Source organism: Streptosporangium minutum (assembly GCF_002149035.1).
Classification (GTDB): Bacteria; Actinomycetota; Actinomycetes; order Streptosporangiales; family Streptosporangiaceae; genus Streptosporangium; species Streptosporangium minutum.
Map to the genome: position 1 here is coordinate 1 of NZ_NGFP01000144.1, position 23732 is coordinate 23732.

Below are 23732 nucleotides of genomic sequence, written 5' to 3' on the forward strand. Positions count from 1 at the left end.
CCGCCACCGCCCGCCGGCCGGGCAGGTCCGCCGGGAAGCCCCCGCCGTGGCCATCCGCCGTCACCGCCCGCCGGCCGGGCCGGTCCGCCGGGAAGCCCCCGCCGTGGCCATCCGCCGTCACCGCCCGCCGGCCGGATCGGTCCGCCGGGGAGCCCCCGCCGTGGCCGACCGGCCATGCCGGAAGTCACCCCTCTCCCTGGTTGCGGCACAATTGCCGCATGTCCCTTGACCCCGCCATCGCGGCACGGCTGAAGCGCACCGGCGACGGGCTGGTGCCCGCGATCGTCCAGCAGTACGACACCGGCGAGGTGCTGATGCTCGCCTGGATGGACGACGAGGCCCTGCATCGCACGCTCACCACCGGCCGGGCCACCTACTGGTCGCGCAGCCGCGGATCCTACTGGGTCAAGGGCGACACCTCCGGTCACGTCCAGCACGTCAGGTCCGCCGCACTCGACTGCGACGGCGACACGATCCTGCTCAAGGTCGACCAGGTGGGCGCCGCCTGCCACACCGGTGACCGGACCTGCTTCGACGCCGACGAACTGGCGGTGAACCCGAAGTGACCGCCCGGCGGGCGCTGTGGACCTGGGTCGCCGTCTGCGTGGCGGGCGCCGCGCTCGTGCTGCTCGCCGCCGGGCGCGACTGGTTCACCGTGACGTACGGCCCGCGCAAGGTGGCGGTCTCCGCCGCGGAACTGGTGCCCGCGCTCGGCCCGGCGGCCTGGGCGGCGCTCGCCGCAGTGGTCGCCGTGCTCGCGACCCGGGGGGTCTGGCGCAGGATCGTCGGCGCCGTGATGACGCTCTGCGGAGCGGGGGCGCTCGCCTGGGCCTGGCAGGGAAGCCGCGCGGGCGCGGCGCTGGAGGTCGCGGCCCGGCAGATCCCGCTGGCCGAGCCCGGTGCCCTCCACAGTGCCCCGGCCGCCGCCTGGCCGCTGGTGGCCGGGGCGGGCGGGCTGCTGCTGGCCTGCGCGGGAGTGGTGGCCGCCGTCAGGGGCGCCGGCTGGCCCGGCATGTCCGACCGCTACGAGCGCCGCGGATCGGCCCCGGCCGCCGCCGGTGCCGCCTCCACCGGCGGGGCTCCGAGCGAGCGGGCGCTGTGGGACGCGATCGACCTCGGCGCCGATCCGACGGTCGGCCCGGAGGACACCGCCGCTCCGGAGAGAACGGCCCGTCCGGAGAACGGGGAGCGTTGAGGACCGGCCGTCCCGGGAGACGGCCGGTCGCCCCTGCTCACCGCACGGTCACAACTTGCCCACGGAAGCGGGGAGCGGCCCTCGTGGAAGACACGGATTTCGCTAGGATTTCGCCCGCAACTCGCATAAAGGGGAGTCATTCATGAGCTACGGGAACCAGTCCGGCGGCTACGGGCCACCGCAGGGCGGCGGATACGGCTCTCCCGGCGGCTACGGCCCGCCGCCCGGCGGCGGTTACGACCCCTACGGCTACGGCGCGCAGCCGCCCCGAGGCAACAACGGCATGGCCATCGCCGCGCTGATCATGGGCATCGCCGGGCTGTTCGTGTGCGGCGTCACCTCGATCGTGGGCATCGTGCTGGGCCACATCTCGCTGGGCCAGATCAAGCGGACCCACGAGGAGGGGCGCGGCATGGCCATCGCGGGCCTGGTCCTGTCCTACTTCGGCGTCGCCTGCTGGCTGCTCGTGCTCGTCCTGGCGCTGGCGCTCGGCTGGTGGGGGTTCGCCGCGAGCACCTCGCTGTCGGGTTACTGACGGGCATCCGCCCCCGTCTTGAGTATCGTGGCCGGTGACGGGTAGTCGCTGGTGGAGAGGTGCGGGCGGGCCGATGGTGACGGGAAGGACCGCTGACGTGCGGGGGCCGCGGGCGCGGGCGCTGGCAGTGCTGGCCCCGCTCGGCGCCGCGCTGGCCGCCGGCGCCGCGGTCGCCTACGTGGGCGCGGTGGACCCCAACGAGCCGGGGCACTACCCCACATGTCCGTTCCTCATGCTCACCGGGCTCTACTGCCCGGGCTGCGGCGGGCTGCGGGCGATTCACGCCCTCGCCCACGGCGACCCCGTCACGGCCCTCGGGCTCAACATTCTGGTCGTGGCCATGGTCCCGGTCCTGGCCCTCCTGTGGGGGCGCTGGGTGCTGCGTTCCTGGCGGGGCGTACCACTCAAGGGGATATCCATACGTCCTTCCTATGTATGGGCTTTTCTTGCTTTAATGATCGTTTTTTGGATAGTGCGAAATGTTGCTTTTGGGGAATTCTTGGCCCCATAGTCACCTATAGGCGTCACCCCGTGGCGGGGCGACCGCGGCAAGCCCGATAGCATCGGCTGGACCAAGGCAATCGATCGGGAGGGGCCTTACTCGTGAGCGAGTGGAGCGAGCGGACCATGGACAGGGCGGCGTTCGCGAACTTGACCTCCGAGTTTCGCGAGGAGGGCAAGTGAGCGTTCTGGAGGAGATCCTCGAAGGGGTGCGCGCCGATCTGGCCGGCCGGCAGGAGACGGTGTCGCTGGCCGAGCTCAAGGAGCGGGCCGAGCGGGCGCCCGCGCCCCGCGACGCCTACGCCGCGCTGGGCGGCGACCAGGTGGCGGTCATCGCCGAGGTGAAGCGTTCCAGCCCGTCCAAGGGCGCGCTCGCCGCGATCGCCGACCCCGCCGCGCTCGCCGGTGACTACGAGTCGGGCGGCGCCCACGTCATCAGCGTGCTGACCGAGAGGCGCCGCTTCGGCGGCAGCCTCGACGACCTGGCCGCCGTGCGCGCCGTGGTCGACATCCCGGTGCTGCGCAAGGACTTCATCGTCACCTCCTACCAGCTCTGGGAGGCCCGGGCCTACGGCGCCGACCTGGTGCTGCTGATCGTGGCCGCGCTGGACCAGAACGCGCTGGTCTCGCTCATCGAGCGGGCCGAGTCGATCGGCCTGACCCCGCTGGTCGAGGTGCACACCGAAGAGGAGCTCGACCGGGCGCTCGCCGCCGGAGCCCGGATCATCGGCATCAACGCGCGTAACCTCAAGACCCTTGAGGTGGACCGCGAGGTGTTCGCGAAGCTGGCCCCGAAGATCCCCGAAGGCGTCATCAAGATCGCCGAATCGGGTGTGCGCGGTCCGCACGACCTGCTCGCCTACGCCAGGGCCGGCGCCGACGCCGTCCTCGTCGGCGAGAGCCTGGTCACCGGAAAGGACCCGCGGGCCGCGGTGGTCGACCTGGTCACCGCCGGCGCTCACCCCGCATCTCGACCTGAGGGGCAGTAAGCACGTGACAGCGACAGACGGAACCCTTCTCACCCCGGCGGACCTGGCCGGCAACGGCGTCCACGGGAACGACCCGGACGTCCACGGCAAGTTCGGCGTCTTCGGCGGGCGCTACGTGCCCGAGGCCCTCATCCCGGCGCTGGACGAGGTGGCCGCCGAGTACGAGAAGGCCAGGAACGACACCGGGTTCCTGCGCGAGTTCGACCACCTGCTGCGCACCTACGCCGGGCGGCCGACCACCCTCACCGAGGTGCCGCGTTTCGCCGAGCAGGCGGGCGGCGCCCGGATCATCCTCAAGCGCGAGGACCTGACCCACACCGGCGCTCACAAGATCAACAACGTGCTCGGCCAGGCCCTGCTCACCAAGCGCCTGGGCAAGACGAGGGTGATCGCCGAGACCGGCGCGGGCCAGCACGGCGTGGCCACCGCCACCGCCGCCGCCCTGATGGGCCTGGAGTGCGTGATCTACATGGGGGCCGTCGACTGCGAGCGCCAGGCGCTCAACGTCGCCCGCATGAAGCTGCTCGGCGCCACCGTCGTCCCGGTCACCAACGGCAGCCAGACCCTCAAGGACGCCATCAACGAGGCCTTCCGCGACTGGGTCGCCAACGTCGACCGCACCCACTACCTCTTCGGCACGATCGCCGGCCCGCACCCGTTCCCGGAGATCGTCCGCGACTTCGCCCGCATCATCGGCGTCGAGGCCCGCCGCCAGATGCTGGAGCTCACCGGCGGGCTGCCGGACGCCGTCGCCGCCGCGGTCGGCGGCGGTTCCAACGCGATCGGCATCTTCCACGCCTTCATCGACGACAAGGACGTCCAGCTCCACGGCTACGAAGCCGGCGGCCGGGGCCTGGAGACCGGTGAGCACGCCCTCACGCTCACCGAGGGCTCCATCGGCGTCTTGCACGGCTCGCGCACCTACGTCCTGCAGGACGAGGAGGGCCAGACGATCGAGTCCCACTCGATCTCCGCCGGCCTCGACTACCCCGGCGTCGGCCCCGAGCACGCCTGGCTGAAGGACACCGGCCGCGCCTCCTACCACGGCATCACCGACGCCGAGGCCATGGACGCCTTCTCGCTGCTCGCCCGCACCGAGGGCATCATCCCGGCGATCGAGTCATCCCACGCGCTCGCCGGCGCCCTCAAGCTCGGCCGTGAGATAGGCCCCGAGGCGACCATCCTGGTCAACCTCTCGGGCCGTGGCGACAAGGACATGGGCACCGCCATGAAGTACTTCAACCTCTGACGGCCGACTCGCGTCCCCGCCGGCCTAGCCGGTGGGGACGAGGCCACGAACCGCAACGGAATCAACGATGACGACTCTTCAGACGGTGTTCGCCAGGGCGAAGGCGGACGATCGCGCCGCCCTCATCGGATACCTGCCGGCCGGATTCCCGACCAAGGACGGCGCGATCGCGGCCGCCGCCGCCATGGTGGACGCGGGCTGCGATGTGATCGAGATCGGCCTGCCCTACTCCGATCCGCTCATGGACGGTCCGACGATCCAGGACGCCGTGCACCGGTCGCTGACCAACGGCACCCGCATCGCCGACGTGCTGCGCACGGTCGAGGGCGTGGCCAAGACGGGTGCCGCCACGCTGGTCATGACCTACTGGAACCCGATCGACCGCTACGGCGCCGACCGGTTCGCCCGTGACCTGGCGGACGCGGGCGGGGTGGGCACCATCACCCCCGACCTGACCCCGGAGGAGGCCGAGCCCTGGCGCGAGGCCAGCGCCGGAGCCGGGATCGACACCGTCTTCCTGGTCGCGCCGAGCTCTCCCGAGAGCCGCATCAAGGCCGTTGTCGGCTGCTGCACCGGCTTCGTCTACGCCGCCTCGCTGATGGGCGTCACGGGCGCCCGCGAGTCGGTCGGCGAGGCGGCCCAGGGGCTGGTCGAGCGGACCCGCCTGCAGACCGACATGCCGGTCTGCGTCGGGCTGGGCGTCGGCACCGGCAGGCAGGCCGCCGAGGTGGCCCGCTACGCCGACGGCGTCATCGTGGGCTCGGCGTTCATCCGCCGCCTGCTGGACGCCCCCGACGAGGCCTCCGGCCTGGCGGCGGTCCGCGAACTGGGCGCCGAGCTGGCGGCGGGCGTCCGGAGGTAGACCTCTCATCTGAAATGCGGCCGTTCCATGGAACGGCCGCATTTCTCGTTTCCCGCCGGGCCCATCCGTTCCGCCTCCGGTTAATGCGGTAAACCGCCCCGCCGGAGCCCGCCGCGTTCTCCGGCGTGCCGTTACCGGCCGGACGCGCCCCTCCGTCCCGGCCGCCGGAGCCGCCGGCCGGTTCCCGCGTCCCCGGCGGGGCGGGGGCGGAGATCAGGGCGGCGCCCGCCCCGGATACGGTGCGTCAGGGTGCGAAGGCCGTCCAGCGGGATTGGGGCCGGAGTTCGCCGTAGGATGTCTGCTGCTGTATCGGCCTGTCACCTGGGCTTTTATGGTGCGGCAGTTCTGCGGTTCCGTGCTCGTTAGTTGGCTTATTCGACGCTTATCCAGCTCGTGATGGGGTTTCTCCCAGATGGTGCCGTATCCATAGCGGTCGGCCATAACCGGGGGCCCGGAATAGGAGACGATGGTGCTCGTGACTTCTGACAAGCCCGTGCTTCCGCGGTCGCATCCGGCGAGTTCGGCGTTACCCTGGGTGACGACTGTCTCGCGGCTGGTGCTGGCGGGTGTGATGATCGCCGCCGGTTGGGGGAAGATCGGCACGCCGGTGCTGTCCGTGCAGGCGGTCAAGGCATACGAACTACTTCCGGACTCGCTTGCCACGGTGGTCGGCTACGGCCTGCCCATCCTGGAGATCGTCATAGGGGTGTTGCTGGTTGTCGGGCTGCTCACCCGTGTGGCGGGCATCATCTCCGCGTTGCTTATGCTGGCTTTCGTCATCGGAATCGCATCGGCGTGGGCGCGCGGGCTGCGAATCGACTGCGGCTGCTTCGGCGGCGGCGGTCAGCTCAAGGCCGGGGTGGAGCCCGACTACCTCATCGACATCCTGCGTGACGCCGGTTTCTTCGCGCTCGGCGTGGTCGTCGCCTGGTTCCCGCCGGGGCGGTTCGCGCTGGACTCGGCGCTGGGGCTGACCTCGGGGCGGGAGCCGTACGATGACGACATCGAGGGCGATGACGAGAAGCCCTATGAAAAGGAGAACCACTGATGGGCAAGGCCGCGCGGGATCATTCGGCGCGTGACCGGATCAAGGCGCAGCGCGAGGAGCAGCGGAAGAAGGAGCGGCTCAAGCGCATCGCGACGATCACGACGGTGGCGGTCGTCGCACTCGGCGCCGTCGGGGCCGGATGGTGGTACGCCGCCCAGGGAAGCAAGTCCGAGGAGGCCACCGGGGCGCTGGCGCCGATCACCGCCGCCGCCGACGGCTCCGTGGTGATGGCCAAGGCGGGCGTGGAGAAGCCGGTGCTGGACGTCTACGAGGACTTCCAGTGCCCCGCCTGCAAGGCGCTGGAGGAGACCAGCGGCGCCACGATCAAGAACCTGGCCGCCGAGGGCAAGGTCAAGGTGGTCTACCACCCGATCACGATCTTCCCGCAGGAGGCGAACAAGGGCGTCACCCGCGGCAACTCCGTCCGCGGCGGCGCCGCCTCCCGCTGCGTCCCCGGCGGCGCTCCGTGGATCAAATTCCACGACAAGCTGTTCAAGGAGCAGCCGTCGGAGACCGTCGAGGGCTTCAAGCTCGATGACATGGTCGCCTGGGGCAAGGACGCCGGGGTCACCGACCCGGGCTTCGAGAAGTGCGTGACCGGCCAGCAGAAGGCGCCTGAGCACACCGCCTACAGCACCAAGATCCTGGAGAGCGCGAACCTCCAGGGCACCCCGACGCTGAAGATCAACGGCACCGAGGTGGACAACAGCGTGGCGTTCAAGCCGGCCGATCTGCGCCAGGCGATCCTTGATGCGGCCAAGTAGCCCGTGACACGGTAACGTCACCAGACATGCCCCTCGCCTCGATTCCCAGCCCCTCCCAGGGGGTCTGGCACCTCGGCGTGGTCCCCATCCGGGCCTACGCACTGTGCATCGTGCTCGGCGTCATCGTCGCCGTCATCATCGGTGAGCGCCGCTGGCGCGCCCGCGGCGGCGCGCCCGGCACGATCGTGGACCTCGCCGTCTGGGCCGTGCCGTTCGGCCTGGTCGGCGGACGTCTCTACCACGTCATCACCGACTGGCAGCTCTACTTCGGGCCGGACGCGCCCAACGAGCCCATCGAGGCGCTGTTCATCTGGAACGGCGGGCTGGGCATCTGGGGGGCCGTCGCGCTCGGCGCCCTCGGCGTGTGGTTCGGCTGCCGCGGCCGGGGGATCTCCCTGTCCGCGGTGGCCGACACCGTGGCCCCCGGCATCGCGGTCGCCCAGGCGATCGGACGCTGGGGCAACTACTTCAACCAGGAGCTGTTCGGCAGCCCCACCGACCTGCCCTGGGGCCTGGAGATCGACCCCGACCGGCCGGGCACGGTGCCGGGCGAGGCGACCTACCATCCCACGTTCCTCTACGAGTCGATCTGGGACCTGGGTCTGGCACTCGTCCTGATCTGGGCCGGCCGCCGGTTCGCGCTCCGTCACGGCCGGGTCTTCGCCCTCTACGTCGCGGGCTACACCGTGGGCCGCTTCTGGATCGAGGGCCTGCGGGTGGACACCGCCCACCACATCTTCGGCCTGCGGCTCAACCAGTGGACCTCCGTCATCCTGTTCGTCGCGGCGCTGGTCTATTTCTGGTATGCCGGAAGGAAGACAGGGGAGGAGTCCGTCGGGGTGACGCCGGAGCTCGCGCCGGAAGGCGCGGGGGGTATCGACCCGGCGCATCCGTCCGACGAGGCCGACAAGGTCGACGAGGTCGAAAAGGCCGACGAGGACGGGGAGGGCGATCGGCCGGAGGGGCGTGCGGAGCCCGCCGGCGTGACCGCGGAGCTCGCACCTGGCGGTGCGGGGGCCGTCGATCCGGCTCACCCGTCAGACCAGGCCGACGAGGCCGAGAAGGCCGGCGCCGCCGGCACGCCCGGGGAGGCCCGGGAGGAGATCGCGGTCCGGACCGCGGCAGACGGCGAGAAAGAGAGACCATGAGCGCAGGCGAGTCCGGGGGACGCGCCGAGATCCATCACGCGCACCGTGACGTCAACGGAGGCTGGCTGCGGCCCTCGGTGTTCGGTGCGATGGACGGTCTCGTCTCCAACTTCGCCCTGATCGCCGGTGTCGCGGGCGGTACGGCCAGCACCAAGGTCATCGTGCTGGCCGGGGTGGCCGGGCTGGCGGCGGGCGCGTTCTCCATGGCCGGTGGCGAGTACGTCTCGGTGGCCAGCCAGCGGGAGCTCGCCCTCGCCGAGATCGACGTCGAGCGGCGCGAGCTCGAACGCCACCCCGAGGCCGAGCAGGCCGAGCTCGCCCAGCTCTACGAGTCGCGCGGCGTCGAGCCCGGCGTGGCGGCGGAGGTGGCCCGGCAGATCTCCCAGGATCCCGAGAAGGCGCTGGAGGTGCACGCCCTGGCCGAGCTCGGGGTCACCCCGGAGGACCTGCCCTCGCCCAGGATCGCCGCCCTCTCCTCCTTCCTGTCCTTCAGCGTGGGCGCGATCCTGCCGCTCCTGCCGTACCTGCTGGGGGTCACCAGCCTGGTGAGCTCGGCGGTGGTCTCCTGCCTGGCCCTGTTCGGCGCGGGCGCGCTGGTCTCCCGGGTCACCGCGCGCAGCTGGTGGTACAGCGGGCTGCGCCAGCTCGTGGTCGGCGCGGTCGCGGCCGCCCTGACCTTCGGCCTCGGCCATCTCCTGGGAGGGAGCGGACTGTGATGACCACTCCCGCCCGCAAGCGCCGCCGTACCCCGGCGAAGACGCAGACCTGGAGCATCCCCCAGCTGGAGGAGTGGGGGCTGAGCCAGGGACAGCAGCGGCTGCTGGCGGTCGTCGGCTCGGTGGCCGGCGTGCTGGTCGCCGCGGTCGTCCTCACCTTCGTGATCGGCTCGATGAGCAGCGACTTCGTGCCCGAGAGGGCCACCGCCGCCGCCATCTCCACCCAGCCCCGGCCCGACGCCTACAAGGGCTGGGTCTCGCCGAAGCTGTTCGCGCCGATCGCACTGAGCAAGGCCGACCCCGCTCCGCTGACCCTGAAGGACGTCTTCGCGGAGAAGGTCCTCAAGGAGGGCAGGACCACGCTGAAGCTGGCGGCCACCAAAATGGACGCCGACTGCTCGGCGGCGGTCTGGGGGCAGGGACTGGCCGACCAGCTCGCCCAGGCCGGATGCACCCAGGCGGCCCGGGGCGTCTACACCGACGGCCGTCACGTCGCCCAGTACACCCTGCTCAACCTGCGTGACACCGCCTCCGCCGACGGGCTCGTCCAGTCGCTGACGACGACGCACCGGGGCGGCTGGACCCATCTGCTGGCGTCGGGCAGGGCGCGCTTCCCGATCGGCGGTTACACCGAGGCCAGCGGACACGCCATGGGCCACTACGTGGGCCTGGTCTGGATCGGCCGGGCCGACGGCGCCGAGCCGGGGGCCAAGGACGACTTCGTCTCCCTGTCGCTGGCGGTCCGCGGCGCGGAGAAGGCCGTGTTCCGCCGCGTCGTCGCCGCCGGACCCGCCCCCGCCCCCTAGGAGCTGTTTGAAGTCCGGATCCAGATGAGGACCGATGGTTAGCTGCCGTGACTGGTGGAACTCGGATGTGGCGCGCTTTGATGTGACCGATGCCGAGTTGGCTTTGATCGAGCCGCAGCTGCCGCCGGCGGCGACCGGGCCGCTGCCACGGCGGGTGCGCGACCAGTTCAACGGGATCTTGTGGCGGTTTCGCGAAGCTCGGGCGGAGGCGGCCGGTGGGCGGCCCGTCACGTTCGGTCCGGAGCGCTACCGGCAGCGCAACACTGTCGAACGCTGCTTCCAGAAGATCAAGACCTGGCGTGGCCTGGCGACCCGCTACGACAAAGCCCCGGAGAGCTACGAGGCCGGACTCTACCTCCGGGGCTCGATCATGTGGTTAAGACTCCTCACCTCAACCACATGATGATCCGAACTTCAAACAACCCCTGGCTAGGGAACGGCCTTGAGCAGCCAGAGTTCGTTCTCGTCATGACCTGGTTCGAACTGCACCACGCGCGCGCCCGGGTCGGTGGAGGCGTTTGCGACTGCCAGCACCTTGCCTGAGTGCTTGGCGATGAGCCGGTAGACGCCCGCCTCGTGCTCCTTGAGGTACCAGATCTGGCTGGGGCTGCCATTGATGCCCCACTGCATCGCGAAGTCGGAGTTCTGGTTCGCCACGCTGACATCCAGGGCCTTGCCGGAGTGTTCGGCGATGAACTTGTAGCCGCCATCGGCGGGTTCCAGGCGGAAGATCTGGTTGGTCCGGCCGTGGGGGGTCCACTGGATCACCCAGCCACCGTCGGACATGTCGCATTCCCTGATGTCGAGGGCGAGCCCGGACTTCTTGTTGATCAGGGTGGCTCGGACCGGGATGTCCATGGGGGTCCTCTCGAACTGGAGCGGTAGGTGGCGGTGCGCCGCCTTGTCTCCATAAGAGACGATTAAGCATGGGAAATCACCCTTCGGCCGTGACCGCTTCCGGACATGGTTCCCGCTGCAGGAAGGCGGCGGTAGCCCCGTCGACCACCCTTCCTGGTTGGTCCTCCGCTCACGAACGTGTCCCCCGCCTCCAGGTGGCGGAGCGTACGCGGGGCCGTCCTATGGGGCCGAAGCCTCCGGCCAGCCTGGAGATCCGAACTCCGTACAGGCTCCAGACCCGCGCCCCGGCCCCCGAACCGGCCCGGTTCCCGGCCTCTGGATCCGCCCGGCTCCTGATCCCCGGGCCCGCTCCCGCCGCTGCCTAAGCCTGCGCCGCACCTGCGGTCCCAGTAGGCTCATCGGTCATGCGCAAGTGGATCGCCGTCGTCGCCGTGCCGCTCGTCGTCGCCGCCGGAGCGGCGTTCCTGTGGCTGGGCGGCGAGAAGGACGCCCCGCGTCCGGCCTTCTTCCAGGGTGAGCCGACCACGGCGCACTACGCCCCGATCGCCACCCGCGCCGCCGACCCCGATCCGCTGACCGCCGCCGAGATGTTCCCCACCGGATCGGTGACCGCGGGCGAGAGCACCCTCGCGAGCAAGGGGACCGAGACGCTCACCGACTGCGCCACGGCGGTGTGGGGGAGCGCCGAGGCCGCCGTCGCCGGATGCACCCAGGTGCTCCGGGCCCACTACGCGACCCCGGACGGCCGGGTCTCCGGGCAGTTCCTCATCTTCAACCTGGCCGACGCCGCCGCGGCCGACGGGCTCGTGGCGGCCCTCAAGGACGGCGGCTTCGTACGGCCGGCCCCCGGCACCCCCGCCGGTTTCGACGGCTCTCGGAGCTGGGCCCAGGCCCGCGCCCTGGGCCACTACGTCACCGTGAGCTGGGTCGCCCCGGTGGGCGGCGCGGGCCAGGTGGACCTCACCTACCCGCAGGTCGCGATGGACAGCCTCAGCCTGGTGATCCAGCGGCGTCTGGTGCGGTGAGGGAGCCGCGCACCGCGGCGGGGAGCTCCTGCAGGCGGTGGGCGGGCAGTTCGAGGACGGTGACGTCGTCGGCCCAGGGGGCGACGGCGGTGATGACGGCCCTGGCCTGCTTCTTGGTCAGCTCGCCCCGCACCTTGATGAGGGCCTCGCGCCAGGTGTTGGCGAGCTTGCCGTGGGCGTTGTCCAGGATGCGGCGCAGGATCCGCCCCTCGTCCGTCGTGGGAGGCGGGAGCCGTACGGCGTGGACCGTCGAGCCGTCGGCGGTCAGTCCGTAGACCGGGGAGAGCAGGTCGGCGGGCAGATCCTTCGGCGGTCCGGCCAGGGTCACCTGGACCCGCTGGGCGCGGGTGGCCAGCAGCAGCCGGGGCAGCGCCGCCTCCAGCCCGGCAGGTACGGCTATCGCGACCCTGCCGGGGTCGCTGGCGTAGGGCTTGGCGAGCCATGTCGTCAGGCGGGTCCGGGGCGTCTTGGCGAGCAGGTCCCTGGGCCACTCGCCCACGAGCACCTCGGGCGCCTCGGGCGCCTGGCCGGTGGCGGCCGGTGCGGGGACGGGCGAGCCGGTGGACTCGACGGACTGGGGGCCGTGGGTGTAGATGGCCGCGCCGAAGCCGTCGACGCGGGCGGCCACGGCGGGCCAGGTCTTGGTGGTGGGGCGGAGGATGTACAGGTCGGCGGCGGAGCCGATGGCCTCGGCGCCGAAATAGCGGTTGAAGTCGGGGTAGATGGCCTCGTTGACGAGGTTGAGCTGGGACAGGGCGTGCTGCACCTTCAGCGCGAGGGCGGGGGTGCGCTCGCTGGCCCCGTAGGCCAGCAGGATGCGGCCCCGCTCGCGGTCGCGGAGCCCCTCCACGGCGCGGGCGGCGAACAGCCCGATGCCCTCGGGGGTGTAGGGCGGGTCGGTGACGGCCAGGTCGGCCCATGACTGGGCGGACGCGGGCAGGCCCAGGCGCAGGTCCGCCCAGCGGGTCCGCACGTTGAGACCGAGCCGGTCGGCCTGGCCGGCGATGTAGGCGAGGATGCGCTCGTCGATGTCCACGACGGTCACCTCGACGCCCGGGTGCAGCATGGCGGTCGCCAGCGAGGTCAGGTCGTGGTCTCCCACGCACAGCAGCCGGGCCCCCTCCAGCCAGAACCGGGCGTCCAGCAGCAGTGCCCGGCGGACCACGGTGTCGGCGGTCGCGGCCACGTGGTCCAGCGCCTGCCGGCCGCGGGGCGCCTTGGCGACCAGTTCCTCCATCCGCGCCACCAGATCGGCGTGGCCGGGCAGCAGGTGCGCCACCGGGTCGGCCGGCGCGACGGCGGCGCCGGCGAGGCCGATCAGAGGCTCCCGGAGCCGGAAGCGGTCGCCGGAGCGCTCCAGCCCGACCTCGCGCAGCAGGGCCTCGACGGTCCGGCGCGACGTCGCGCTCTCCCGGACCAGATCCGCCAGAGTCCACCAGCGGCCGTCACCCAGGAGCGCCAGCACCGTCCGCAGCCGCCTGCCGTCCACACCCGCCTGCGCGATGAGCGCCGCAATCGCTTCCATGGGGCCACCCTAGAGCCCTCACCTGGAATGTCCTGCCCCGCCGCCCTGCTGAACGAAGCGGACGAATCGCTACTAAATGTTCGCGATATGGACCGGGTAGGCACGTTTCCGGCAGGGTACGGTAATGTCTACACACCACGCAGCAGGGCCAACGTCGTCCCTTGCTTGTTCCAAAGAAGCAAGACGACGGGAGGGATTCAATGCCTGCTGCCCACCTCGGCTTTCCCGAGCCCCAGGGCCTCTATCACCCCTCGCACGAGCACGACGCCTGTGGCGTCGCCATGGTCGCGGACGTGGCCGGCCGCCGCAGTCACGACATCGTCGCGAAGGCACTGACGGCGCTCTGCAATCTCGACCACCGGGGGGCCCAGGGTAGCGAACCGGACACCGGCGACGGGGCCGGGATCCTGACGCAGATCCCCGACACGTTCTTCCGCGCGGTGACCGACTTCCCGCTGCCCGCGGCGGGCTCCTACGCCGTCGGCACGGCCTTCCTGCCCGCCGACCCCGAGGCCCGCGCGATCGGCGTGCGGATGATCGAGGAGATCGCGGCGGAGGAGGGCCTGACGGTCCTGGGCTGGCGCGACGTGCCGACCGCCCCCGCGCTGCCCGGGCCGAGCGCCCGCGCGGTGATGCCGTTCTTCCGGCAGATCTTCGTGGCCTCGCCGGACGGCGAGAGCGGCCTGGAACTGGACCGGCTGGCCTTCTGCCTGCGCAAGCGGGCCGAGCACGAGGTGGACGTCTACTTCCCCTCGCTGAGCGCCCGGACGATCGTCTACAAGGGCATGCTCACCCCGCTGCAGGTCGAGCCCTTCTTCCCCGACCTGAGCGACGAGCGCTACGAGACCGCGATCTCGCTGGTCCACTCGCGCTTCTCCACCAACACCTTCCCCTCGTGGCCGCTGGCGCACCCCTACCGCTACGTCGCCCACAACGGCGAGATCAACACGGTCAAGGGCAACCGCAACTGGATGCGGGCCCGCGAGGCCATGCTGGCGACCGCGGCCATCCCGGGCGAGCTGTCGCGGCTCTTCCCGGTCTGCGACCCCGACGGCTCCGACACCGCCTCCTTCGACGAGACGCTGGAGCTGCTCCACCTCGCCGGGCGCAAGCTGCCGCACGCGGTGCTGATGATGATCCCCGAGGCGTGGGAGAGCCACACCGAGATGGACCCCGCCCGGCGGGCGTTCTACGAGTTCCACTCCACGCTGATGGAGGCCTGGGACGGCCCGGCCTCGATCACCTTCTCCGACGGCACCCTGGTCGGCGCGGTCCTCGACCGCAACGGCCTGCGTCCGGGACGGTTCTGGGTCACCAGGGACGGCCTCGTCGTGCTGGCCTCCGAGGCCGGCGTGCTCGACATCGCGCCGCAGGACGTGGTCCGCAAGGGCCGCCTGCAGCCGGGCAAGATGTTCCTGATCGACACCGAGCTCGGCAAGATCATCGAGGACGACGAGATCAAGGCGGAGCTCGCCGCCGAGCTGCCCTACGCCGAGTGGCTGCACGCCGGTCTGGTCCGCTTCGAGGAGCTGCCCGCCCGCTCGCGCGAGATCCCGACCCACGAGGCGCTGATCAAGCGTCAGCAGACCTTCGGCTACACCGAGGAGGAGCTGCGGATCATCCTGTCGCCGATGGCCAAGGTGGGCGCCGAGCCGATCGGCTCGATGGGCACCGACACCCCGGTCGCGGTGCTCAGCGAGAAGCCCCGGCTGCTGTTCGACTACTTCAGCCAGCTTTTCGCGCAGGTCACCAACCCGCCCCTGGACGCCATCCGCGAGGAGCTCGTCACCTCCCTGGCCAGCACGCTCGGCCCCGAGGGCAACCTGCTCGACCCGGGACCGGCCTCCTGCCGCCAGCTCGTGCTGCCGTACCCGGTGATCGACAACGACGAGCTCGCGAAGATCATCCATATCAACGACGAGGGCGCGCTGCCGGGCTTCCACCCGCGCGTCGTCTCCGGCCTGTACGAGGTCGGCGGCGGCGGCGAGGCGCTGCTGCACCGCCTTGAGGAGATCTGCGCCGAGGTCTCGGCGGCGATCGAGGACGGGGCGCGCATCATCGTGCTCTCCGACCGGGGCTCCTCCGCCGCGCTGGCGCCGATCCCGTCGCTGATGCTCACCGGCGCGGTCCACCACCACCTGATCGCCGAGAAGACCCGCACCCGGGTCGGCCTGGTCATCGAGACCGGCGAGGCCCGCGAGGCCCACCACATGGCGCTCCTCGTCGGATACGGCGCGGGCGCGGTCAACCCCTACCTCGCCATCGAGACCGTCGAGGACATGGTCGACTCCGGCGTCCTGGAGATCGACAAGCACAAGGCCGTGCGCAACCTCATCAAGGCGTACGGCAAGGGCGTGCTGAAGGTCATGTCCAAGATGGGCGTGTCCACCGTCGCCTCCTACACCGGCGCGCAGATCTTCGAGGCGCTCGGACTCGGCAAGGACGTCATCGACGCCTGCTTCGCCGGGACGACCTCCCGCCTGGGCGGCATCGGCTTCGACGTCCTGGCCCAGGAGGTCGCGCTCCGCCACCGGCGGGCCTACCCGCGGGCCGAGAACGCCCACCGCCGCCTGGAGGTCGGCGGTGAGTACCAGTGGCGCCGCGAGGGCGAGCCGCACCTGTTCAACCCCGAGACCGTCTTCAAGCTGCAGCACGCCACCCGCTCGCGCCGCTACGAGATCTTCAAGGAGTACACCGGCCTGGTGGACTCCCAGGCCGAGAAGCTGATGACGCTGCGCGGCCTGTTCAAGTTCAGGGACGGCGTCCGCGAGCCGGTCCCGATCGACGAGGTCGAGCCGGTCTCCGAGATCGTCAAGCGGTTCTCCACCGGCGCGATGTCCTACGGCTCCATCTCGATGGAGGCGCACGAGACCCTCGCCATCGCGATGAACCGGCTGGGCGGCAAGTCCAACACCGGCGAGGGCGGCGAGGACCCCGAGCGGCTCTACGACCCCGCCCGCCGTTCCGCCATCAAGCAGGTGGCCTCGGGCCGCTTCGGCGTGACGTCGGAGTACCTGGTCAACGCCGACGACCTGCAGATCAAGATGGCCCAGGGCGCCAAGCCCGGCGAGGGCGGCCAGCTCCCCGGCCACAAGGTCTACCCGTGGATCGCCAAGACCCGGCACTCCACCCCCGGCGTCGGCCTCATCTCGCCGCCGCCGCACCACGACATCTACTCCATCGAGGACCTCGCCCAGCTCATCCACGACCTGAAGAACTCCAACCCGGTCGCCCGCGTGCACGTCAAGCTCGTGGCCGAGGTCGGCGTCGGCACGGTCGCGGCGGGCGTGTCCAAGGCCCACGCCGACGTGGTGCTCATCTCCGGCCACGACGGGGGCACCGGCGCCTCGCCGCTGACCTCGCTCAAGCACGCGGGCGCGCCCTGGGAGCTCGGCCTGGCCGAGACCCAGCAGACCCTGCTGCTCAACGGCCTGCGCGACCGGATCGTGGTGCAGGTGGACGGCCAGCTCAAGACCGGCCGCGACGTGGTCGTCGCCGCGCTGCTCGGCGCGGAGGAGTACGGCTTCGCCACCGCCCCGCTGGTCGTCTCCGGCTGCGTGATGATGCGCGTCTGCCACCTGGACACCTGCCCGGTCGGCGTCGCCACCCAGAACCCCGAGCTGCGCAAGCGGTTCACCGGCAAGCCCGAGTTCGTGATCAACTTCTTCGAGTTCATCGCCGAGGAGATCCGCGAGCACCTCGCCGCGCTGGGCTTCCGCAGCCTCGACGAGGCCATCGGCCACGCCGAGCTGCTGGACACCACCTCGGCCGAGAACCACTGGAAGGCCGCGGGCCTGGACCTGGCGCCGATCCTGCACCGGCCGGAGCTGCCCGAGGGCACCGCGCTCCGCCGTACGCAGGAGCAGGACCACGGGCTGGAGGCGGCCCTGGACCACACGCTGATCCAGCTCGCCGAGGGCGCGCTGGACCACGGCCGGCGGGTCACCCTGGAACTGCCCATCCGCAACGTCAACCGCACGGTCGGCACCATGCTCGGCCACGAGGTGACCAAGCGGTACGGCGGAGCGGGTCTCCCCGACGACACCGTCGACGTCCGGTTCACCGGCTCGGCGGGCAACTCCTTCGGCGCCTTCGTGCCCAGGGGCGTCACGCTGCGGCTGACCGGCGACGCCAACGACTACCTCGGCAAGGGCCTGTCGGGCGGCCGGATCACGGTCCAGCCGCACGACGAGGCCCCGCTGGAAGGCCACATCATCGCCGGCAACGTCGGCCTGTACGGCGCGACCTCCGGCGAGGTGTTCGTCCGCGGGGTCATGGGGGAGCGGTTCTGCGTCCGCAACTCCGGCGCCACCGCGGTCGTCGAGGGCGTCGGCGACCACGGCTGCGAGTACATGACGGGCGGCAAGGTGGTCGTCCTCGGCCCGACCGGCCGCAACTTCGCGGCGGGCATGTCCGGTGGCGTCGCCTACCTGCTCGACCTCAACGCGGCGCGGGTCAACCGCGAGATGGTGGAGATCGAGGCGCTGGACGAGGCCGAATCCGAGACACTGCGGGAGATCGTCGAGGCGCACCTGACGGAGACCGGCTCCACGGTCGCCAAGGCGCTGCTCACCGACTGGGACCCGGCCCGGTTCAGCAAGATCATGCCGACGGACTACAAGCGGGTCCTGCGGGCCGCCGAGGCCGCGCGCCTCGAAGGCCGCGACATCGACGAGGCGGTCATGACCGCGGCGGTGCAGGGATGACGCCGGCACCCGCCGAAGAGGTCACGGCCGGTCGCGTTCACGAGACTGTTCAGGGATAAGGGGGCACACCGATGGCTGACCCGAAGGGTTTTCTCACGCACGGACGCGAGCTGCCGGCGCGCCGCCCGGTGGACGTGCGCATCCGCGACTGGCGGGAGGTCTACCAGGACTTCCCCAAGCCCGCGCTGACCAAGCAGGCCGCGCGCTGCATGGACTGCGGCATCCCGTTCTGCCACAACGGCTGCCCGCTGGGCAACCTCATCCCCGAGTGGAACGACCTGGTCTACCGCGACGACTGGCAGGAGGCCATCGAGCGCCTGCACGCCACCAACAACTTCCCGGAGTTCACCGGCCGCCTGTGCCCGGCGCCCTGTGAGGCGGCGTGCGTGCTCGGCATCAACTCCGACCCGGTGGCGATCAAGCGGGTCGAGGTCGAGATCATCGACCGCGCCTTCGACGAGGGCTGGGTCACCCCTCAGCTCCCGGCCTCGAAGACCGGCAAGCGGGTCGCGGTCGTCGGCTCGGGCCCCGCGGGCCTGGCCGCCGCCCAGCAGCTCACCCGGGCCGGGCACGACGTGGTGGTGTTCGAGCGCGCCGACCGGATCGGCGGCCTGCTCCGCTACGGCATCCCCGAGTTCAAGATGGAGAAGCGGCACATCGACCGCCGGCTCGCGCAGATGAGGGCCGAGGGCACCGAGTTCCGCACCGGCGTCAACGTCGGCGTCGACATCACCGCGGCCCGGCTCCGCGAGGAGTTCGACGCCGTAGTCCTGGCGGGCGGCGCGACCCGGTGGCGGGACCTGGCCGTCGCCGGGCGCGACCTGAAGGGCGTCCACCAGGCGATGGAGTATCTCCCGCCGTCCAACAAGGTCCAGGAGGGCGACTTCCCGGTCTCGCCGATCAGCGCCGAGGGCAAGCACGTCGTCGTGATCGGTGGCGGTGACACCGGTGCCGACTGCATCGGCACCGCGATCCGGCAGGGCGCCGCGTCGGTGACCCAGCTGGAGATCATGCCCCAGCCTCCGGCGGACCGCCCGGGCAGCCAGCCGTGGCCCACGTTCCCCATCCTGTTCAAGATGGAGAGCGCCCACGAGGAGCTGGCCGTGGGCGGAGGCGACCGGGTCTACGCAGTCTCCACCACCGAGCTCGTCGGCGACGCCGACGGCAACGTCCGGGCGCTGCGCCTGGTCGAGGTCGAGGGCCCGGCGACCGGTTTCAAGCCGATCGCCGGCACCGAGCGGGAGATCCCCGCCGAGCTCGTCACCCTGTCGATGGGCTTCGTCGGCCCGGAGCGGGGCGGCCTGCTGGAGGAGCTGGCCTCCGTCGCGGCGGGCGAGTTCTTCGACGCGCGGGGCAACGTCGCGCGGGACAAGGGCTACATGTCGTCGGTGGACGGGGTGTTCGTCGCCGGTGACATCGGCCGGGGCCAGTCGCTGATCGTCTGGGCGATCGCCGAGGGCCGCTCGGCCGCGGCGGCGGTCGACCGCCACCTCACCGGCCAGACGGCCCTGCCGGTGGCGATCCCGCCCACGGCCCGGCCGCTGGTCTGACCGTCTCACGGTGCTTCCGGTACGGCGCTGCCCGCCGTACCGGAAATATCGGTCTAAGTCAGTGTTCAGGTTGCTGTGGCGGTTATATCCCTGAAAGATGATTCTTCCTGACCTGGGTTGATGTGGGGGATATATGAATCGTTGGAGCGGCCGCCTGACCGGCGCGGCGACGGTGGTGGCTCTGACGGGCACCCTCACGGTGGGTTCCCTGACCGGCGGGACGGCGGCCGCCACCGGACAGCTCCGCGACTACCTTGTCTTCTACACCGACGGCGCCCAGGACCAGGCGATCGCCGCGATCAGGGCGGGCGGCGGCGCCGCGGTGTCCACCGAGCCCAAGCTCGGCTACATCGTCGCCAGGGGCCCGGGCGCCCGCTTCGTCGAGGACCTCGCCGGCAGCGACGCCGTCGCGGGCGTCTCCTCCGACCGCAGGATCGGCTCCGCGACCGCCGTCTCCTCCGACCGCAGGACCGGCTCCACGACCGCCGTCCCCAGCGACCGCAGGACCGGCTCCACGACCGCCGTCTCTTCCGGCCGCAGGACCGGTCCCGCGACAGCCGCCCCCCGGACCGGCTCCGAGGTCCCCGCCGGGAGGAGCGCCTCGGACATCCGGGAGGTCGTCCTGGCCGATGACGAGGAGCCGCTGGCCGGACGGCAGTGGGACATGAAGATGATCGGCGCCACCGCCGACGGCTCCTACGCCACCGCGCCCGGCAGCAAGAAGGTGCTGGTGGGCGTCATCGACACCGGCGTGGACGGCAGGCACCCCGACATCGCGCCGAACTTCGACCGCGCGCTCAGCCGCAACTTCGTGACCGACCGGCCCAAGGACTCCAAGGGGCAGACCTTCGACGGGCCCTGCGAGTTCAAGGGATGCAAGGACCCGGTCGACTGGGACGACGACGGCCACGGCACGCACGTCGCCAGCACGATCGGCTCGCCGATCAACGACCTGGGCGTCGCCGGCGTCGCCCCCCAGGTGTCCCTGGTCAACCTGCGGGCCGGCCAGGACGCCGGGATATTCTTCCTCAAGCCCAGCCTCGACGCGCTCACCTACGCCGGCGACGCCGGGATCAACGTGGTCAACATGAGCTACTACGTCGACCCCTGGCTTTTCAACTGCGCGGCCAACCCCGCCGACTCCAAGGCCGAACAGCTGGAGCAGCGCGGGGTCATCACCGGCATGCAGCGCGCGCTGGACTACGCCCGCCGGCACGGCGTCACCCTCATCAGCGCCCTCGGCAACGAGCTCACCGACCTCGGCCGGCCCAAGACCGACACCACCAGCCCCGACTACCCGGCCGACTCCACGCGCGTCCGCAAGGTCGACAACTCCTGCCTCAACGTCCCGGCCGAGTCCAAGGGCGTCATCTCGGTGTCGGCGCTCGGCACGAGCGGGCGCAAGGCCTACTACTCCGACTACGGCCTCGAGCAGACGGACCTGTCGGCCCCCGGCGGCGACGAGTACGACGGCACCAAGGACCCCGACGTCACCAGGACCATCCTGGCCGCCGCCCCCGAGCACGTGCTCCGCGCCCAGGGCCTGATCGACCGTGACGGCCGGCCCAAGAACTCCTCGGTCCTCCGCGACTGCCGCGGCGACACCTGCGCCTACTACCAGTACCTCGCGGGCACCTCCATGGCCGCCCCGCACGCCACCGGCGTCGCCGCCATCCTCCTCAGCCGCTTCGGCAAGCCCGGCAAGGGCGGTGTCACCATGGCCCCCGCCGATGTCCAGCGCCTGCTCTACGCCACCGCCACCAAGAAGCCCTGCCCCTCGCCGCGCAGGTACGTCTACCGCATCGAGGGCCAGAAGTTCCCCCAGGTCTGCGAGGGGTCCAAGTCCCGCAACGGCTTCTACGGCAGGGGCATGGTCAACGCGGAGAAGGCCGCCACCGTCACCCGCTGAGGCCCCGTACCGAGCAGGCCCCCGTACCGGACGCGGAACCCGCGTCCGGCGCTCACGCAGGGGTTCCACCGTCTCCGGGGCAAGGGGTGGTTCACCGCCTCCGGGTCACCGGAGGTAGCGTAATGTCACCGAGTTTTTCATCGGTGCTCCGGCCAACGTAACAACCGAGTGGTCTGTACCAATTAGGGTGGGACCCGTGACCCGTCGCGCAAAAATCGTCTGTACTCTCGGCCCTGCCACCTCCTCTCCCGAACGCCTCCGCGAGCTCATCGCCGCGGGCATGGACGTGGCCCGTTTCAACCTCAGCCATGGCAGCCACGAGCTGCACAAGGAGGTCTACGACAGGGTGAGGGAGGCCGCCGCCGAGCTCGGCCGCGGCGTAGGCGTGCTGGCCGACCTGCAGGGCCCCAAGATCCGGGTGGGCAAGTTCGAGGAGGGACCGGTCCGTCTCGGCTTCGGTGACGTCTTCACCGTCACCACCGAGGAGGTCCCCGGCGACCGGGAGCAGGTCTCCACGACCTACCTCGGCCTGCCCAACGACGTCCGCCCGGGCGACAGCATCCTCGTCGACGACGGCCGCGTCCACCTGGAGGTGACCAGGGTCGACGGCCCGCGCGTCACCACCCGGGTGATCATCGGCGGCATGATCTCCGACAACAAGGGCCTCAACCTGCCCGGAGTCAACGTCAGCGCGCCCGCCCTCACCGACAAGGACGAGACCGACCTCCGCTGGGCCCTGCGCACCGGCTTCGACCTCATCGCGCTCTCCTTCGTCCGCCGTCCCTCCGACGCCGACGTGGTGCGCAACATCATGGAGCAGGAGGCCGTCCGCCTCCCGCTGCTCGCCAAGATCGAGAAGCCGCAGGCCGTGGAGCGGCTGCCCGAGATCATCGAGGCTTTCGACGGCATCATGGTCGCCCGCGGCGACCTCGGCGTCGAGCTGCCCCTCGAAGAGGTGCCGATCGTCCAGAAGCGCGCCATCGAGCTCTGCCGCGAGAAGGCCCGTCCGGTCATCGTCGCCACCCAGATGCTCGACTCGATGATCAGCGCACCGCGCCCCACCCGGGCCGAGGCCTCCGACGTCGCCTACGCGGTCATGGACGGCGCCGACGCGGTCATGCTCTCCGGCGAGACCTCGGTCGGCAACTACCCCATCGAGTCCGTGCAGACCATGAGCCGCATCGCGACCACCGCGGAGAAGACCTCGCTGCAGGCCACCCACAGCCTGGACCGGCTGCCGGAGACCACCGGCGGGGCCATCGCCCGTGCCGCCGCCGAGGTCGGCGCCATCGTCGGGGCCAAGGCCCTGGTCGCGTTCACCATGTCCGGCGAGACCGCCCGCCGCCTGGCGCGCTACCGCTCGCCGATCCCGCTGCTGGCCTTCACCTCCTCCCCGCACGTCCGCTGCCAGCTCGCCCTGACGTGGGGCGTGGAGACCTTCGAGGTGCCGTTCGTCCACCACACCGACGACATGGTCCGCCAGGTCGAGGCCTCCCTGCTGGCCAACGCGCGGCTGGAGAAGGGCGACAAGGTCGTCATCGTCGCCGGCTCGCCTCCCGGCACCGCCGGTTCCACCAACGCCCTGCGCGTCCACACCATCGGCTCGGCGGTCTCCCACCCCGCCTGAGATCCTCCTGACGGTACGGCCACCGCCCATGGGCGGTGGCCGTACCGGTATGTCGGGCGCTGACGATCGCCCAGCGACGGCAGAGGCGGCGGCCGTCCGGACACCCCTGTCCACGAGCCTGTGAAGGCCGCGTGCCGGGCGCCGAGGCCGGGCCGGTGCCCGACGGCAGTCCTCCACACGGGCACGGCCCTGGCCGCTCTCAGGCCCCCTGACGGCATGGCCGTGCCTGGGCGGGGCGGCCGAGCGGCGCGCTCCCCGACGGCGGCTCCGTCATCACCGTGCCCGCCCGCCCCGGATCCGGCGGCACTGCCGTTTCGGAAGGTGTTCCCGGGGTAGTCGGTGCCTCTGATGATCCCGGGACGGCGACAGCCTCCGGTCCCGGTGGCGGATCTGCGTCGGCCACCGGGACCGGTCCGGCGGAGGGGGCTCCGCGCGCCGCTCCGAGCGGCAGCCCTCCCGTGGCCCCCCGAAAGAGGATGCCGGCCTCAGCCGGCTGTGACCGCTCCCCGGCCGCATCCACCCGGCTACGCGTAGCCGTACGCCCAGGTCCGCAGGAGCAGCGGGCGGCCCTTGTCCTCGCCGGGGATCGGCGGCACGTCGGTCAGGTGGTAACCCGCCGCGCGCGCGACCGCCGCGCTCGCGGCATTCCCCTCTTCGATCTCCAGCAGCAGCTGGACGACGCCCACCGTGTCGTGGGCGAAGTCCGTCATCACCCGCAC

The 23732-nt window shown here is 71.4% G+C and carries 20 protein-coding genes and 1 pseudogene; 18 read left to right on the forward strand and 3 right to left on the reverse strand.

The annotated features are described in order from the left end of the window. Positions 1 to 218: 218 nt before the first annotated feature. The 13 genes from hisI to CA984_RS27170 all read left to right on the forward strand — a co-directional run bounded on the left by hisI (position 219) and on the right by CA984_RS27170 (position 10216). A complete protein-coding gene (gene hisI / locus CA984_RS27110; protein WP_012889635.1) occupies positions 219 to 566 on the forward strand; it encodes a phosphoribosyl-AMP cyclohydrolase in 348 nt (115 codons plus the stop codon). Continuing rightward, on the forward strand, positions 563 to 1195 hold the full coding sequence (locus tag CA984_RS27115; protein ID WP_165781427.1) for a Trp biosynthesis-associated membrane protein: 633 nt from the start codon (positions 563 to 565) through the stop codon (positions 1193 to 1195). The genes hisI and CA984_RS27115 overlap by 4 nt, the downstream gene beginning before the upstream one ends. Before the next feature lie 142 nt (positions 1196 to 1337). Next, positions 1338 to 1730, forward strand: coding sequence for a DUF4190 domain-containing protein (locus tag CA984_RS27120; protein WP_086576369.1), 393 nt, complete (start codon positions 1338 to 1340; stop codon positions 1728 to 1730). 97 nt (positions 1731 to 1827) lie between these two features. Next, complete coding sequence (locus tag CA984_RS27125) at positions 1828 to 2241, forward strand: DUF2752 domain-containing protein (protein ID WP_242676195.1); 414 nt, start codon at positions 1828 to 1830, stop codon at positions 2239 to 2241. 169 nt (positions 2242 to 2410) lie between these two features. Further along, complete coding sequence (gene trpC, locus CA984_RS27130) at positions 2411 to 3220, forward strand: indole-3-glycerol phosphate synthase TrpC (protein ID WP_012889639.1); 810 nt, start codon at positions 2411 to 2413, stop codon at positions 3218 to 3220. Positions 3221 to 3263: 43 nt separating this feature from the next. Continuing rightward, positions 3264 to 4469: a tryptophan synthase subunit beta gene (trpB, locus tag CA984_RS27135; protein WP_242676197.1), complete on the forward strand. Its 1206-nt coding sequence runs from the start codon at positions 3264 to 3266 to the stop codon at positions 4467 to 4469. Between the two features lie 67 nt (positions 4470 to 4536). Then, positions 4537 to 5331, forward strand: coding sequence for a tryptophan synthase subunit alpha (gene trpA, locus CA984_RS27140; RefSeq protein WP_086576372.1), 795 nt, complete (start codon positions 4537 to 4539; stop codon positions 5329 to 5331). Positions 5332 to 5797: 466 nt separating this feature from the next. Next, positions 5798 to 6379: a DoxX family protein gene (locus tag CA984_RS27145; protein WP_242676196.1), complete on the forward strand. Its 582-nt coding sequence runs from the start codon at positions 5798 to 5800 to the stop codon at positions 6377 to 6379. Continuing rightward, positions 6379 to 7143: a thioredoxin domain-containing protein gene (locus CA984_RS27150; protein ID WP_086576373.1), complete on the forward strand. Its 765-nt coding sequence runs from the start codon at positions 6379 to 6381 to the stop codon at positions 7141 to 7143. Before CA984_RS27145 ends, CA984_RS27150 begins: the two co-directional genes overlap by 1 nt. Positions 7144 to 7169: 26 nt before the next feature. Beyond that, positions 7170 to 8291 carry a prolipoprotein diacylglyceryl transferase gene (gene lgt, locus CA984_RS27155; protein ID WP_086576374.1) on the forward strand — a complete coding sequence of 374 codons (1122 nt, stop codon included), beginning with the start codon at positions 7170 to 7172 and terminating at the stop codon, positions 8289 to 8291. After that, positions 8288 to 9007, forward strand: coding sequence for a VIT1/CCC1 transporter family protein (locus tag CA984_RS27160; protein ID WP_086576375.1), 720 nt, complete (start codon positions 8288 to 8290; stop codon positions 9005 to 9007). Before lgt ends, CA984_RS27160 begins: the two co-directional genes overlap by 4 nt. Then, positions 9007 to 9813 (forward strand): hypothetical protein, encoded by an 807-nt coding sequence (locus tag CA984_RS27165; protein ID WP_086576376.1) that lies wholly within the window; start codon positions 9007 to 9009, stop codon positions 9811 to 9813. Before CA984_RS27160 ends, CA984_RS27165 begins: the two co-directional genes overlap by 1 nt. 67 nt (positions 9814 to 9880) lie before the next feature. Then, the gene (locus CA984_RS27170) at positions 9881 to 10216 is read left to right on the forward strand and encodes a transposase (protein ID WP_133061786.1); all 336 of its coding nucleotides are present in this window, start codon (positions 9881 to 9883) and stop codon (positions 10214 to 10216) included. Positions 10217 to 10242: 26 nt separating this feature from the next. Here CA984_RS27170 and CA984_RS27175 read toward each other — a convergent pair whose 3' ends face one another. Beyond that, positions 10243 to 10671, reverse strand: coding sequence for an RICIN domain-containing protein (locus CA984_RS27175; protein WP_086576378.1), 429 nt, complete (start codon positions 10669 to 10671; stop codon positions 10243 to 10245). A 404-nt stretch (positions 10672 to 11075) separates the two neighbouring features. On the opposite strand from CA984_RS27175, the gene CA984_RS27180 reads away from it, so the two are divergent. After that, positions 11076 to 11696 carry a hypothetical protein gene (locus tag CA984_RS27180; protein ID WP_086576379.1) on the forward strand — a complete coding sequence of 207 codons (621 nt, stop codon included), beginning with the start codon at positions 11076 to 11078 and terminating at the stop codon, positions 11694 to 11696. Here the strand turns inward: CA984_RS27180 and CA984_RS27185 are convergent. Then, the gene (locus CA984_RS27185; RefSeq protein ID WP_086576380.1) at positions 11662 to 13221 is read right to left on the reverse strand and encodes a bis-aminopropyl spermidine synthase family protein; all 1560 of its coding nucleotides are present in this window, start codon (positions 13219 to 13221) and stop codon (positions 11662 to 11664) included. The two genes, CA984_RS27180 and CA984_RS27185, sit on opposite strands and share 35 nt — an antisense overlap. A gap of 200 nt (positions 13222 to 13421) precedes the next feature. Between CA984_RS27185 and gltB the strand changes: the two genes are divergently transcribed. The 4 genes from gltB (at position 13422) to pyk (ending at position 23013) form a co-directional block, all read left to right on the forward strand. Beyond that, complete coding sequence (gltB, locus tag CA984_RS27190) at positions 13422 to 17927, forward strand: glutamate synthase large subunit (RefSeq protein ID WP_086576381.1); 4506 nt, start codon at positions 13422 to 13424, stop codon at positions 17925 to 17927. A 71-nt stretch (positions 17928 to 17998) separates the two neighbouring features. Next, positions 17999 to 19477: a glutamate synthase subunit beta gene (locus CA984_RS27195; protein ID WP_086576382.1), complete on the forward strand. Its 1479-nt coding sequence runs from the start codon at positions 17999 to 18001 to the stop codon at positions 19475 to 19477. 133 nt (positions 19478 to 19610) lie between these two features. Next, a complete protein-coding gene (locus CA984_RS27200) occupies positions 19611 to 21386 on the forward strand; it encodes a S8 family peptidase (protein ID WP_086576383.1) in 1776 nt (591 codons plus the stop codon). 196 nt (positions 21387 to 21582) lie between these two features. Continuing rightward, positions 21583 to 23013: a pyruvate kinase gene (gene pyk, locus CA984_RS27205; RefSeq protein WP_031159957.1), complete on the forward strand. Its 1431-nt coding sequence runs from the start codon at positions 21583 to 21585 to the stop codon at positions 23011 to 23013. A 524-nt stretch (positions 23014 to 23537) separates the two neighbouring features. Here pyk and CA984_RS27210 read toward each other — a convergent pair. Beyond that, positions 23538 to 23732: pseudogene (locus tag CA984_RS27210) on the reverse strand (GNAT family N-acetyltransferase); the annotation flags it as partial.

Excerpts from the sequence above, each read along its gene's own strand:
- CA984_RS27175 (WP_086576378.1), bottom strand. The coding sequence starts at position 10,671 with ATGGACATCCCGGTCCGAGCCACCCTGATCAACAAGAAGTCCGGGCTC.
- CA984_RS27200 (WP_086576383.1), top strand. The coding sequence starts at position 19,611 with ATGAATCGTTGGAGCGGCCGCCTGACCGGCGCGGCGACGGTGGTGGCT.
- CA984_RS27120 (WP_086576369.1), top strand. The coding sequence starts at position 1,338 with ATGAGCTACGGGAACCAGTCCGGCGGCTACGGGCCACCGCAGGGCGGC.
- CA984_RS27165 (WP_086576376.1), top strand. The coding sequence starts at position 9,007 with ATGACCACTCCCGCCCGCAAGCGCCGCCGTACCCCGGCGAAGACGCAG.
- lgt (WP_086576374.1), top strand. The coding sequence starts at position 7,170 with ATGCCCCTCGCCTCGATTCCCAGCCCCTCCCAGGGGGTCTGGCACCTC.
- CA984_RS27180 (WP_086576379.1), top strand. The coding sequence starts at position 11,076 with ATGCGCAAGTGGATCGCCGTCGTCGCCGTGCCGCTCGTCGTCGCCGCC.
- CA984_RS27160 (WP_086576375.1), top strand. The coding sequence starts at position 8,288 with ATGAGCGCAGGCGAGTCCGGGGGACGCGCCGAGATCCATCACGCGCAC.
- CA984_RS27145 (WP_242676196.1), top strand. The coding sequence starts at position 5,798 with ATGGTGCTCGTGACTTCTGACAAGCCCGTGCTTCCGCGGTCGCATCCG.
- gltB (WP_086576381.1), top strand. The coding sequence starts at position 13,422 with ATGCCTGCTGCCCACCTCGGCTTTCCCGAGCCCCAGGGCCTCTATCAC.
- CA984_RS27185 (WP_086576380.1), bottom strand. The coding sequence starts at position 13,221 with ATGGAAGCGATTGCGGCGCTCATCGCGCAGGCGGGTGTGGACGGCAGG.
- CA984_RS27195 (WP_086576382.1), top strand. The coding sequence starts at position 17,999 with ATGGCTGACCCGAAGGGTTTTCTCACGCACGGACGCGAGCTGCCGGCG.
- trpA (WP_086576372.1), top strand. The coding sequence starts at position 4,537 with ATGACGACTCTTCAGACGGTGTTCGCCAGGGCGAAGGCGGACGATCGC.
- CA984_RS27150 (WP_086576373.1), top strand. The coding sequence starts at position 6,379 with ATGGGCAAGGCCGCGCGGGATCATTCGGCGCGTGACCGGATCAAGGCG.
- hisI (WP_012889635.1), top strand. The coding sequence starts at position 219 with ATGTCCCTTGACCCCGCCATCGCGGCACGGCTGAAGCGCACCGGCGAC.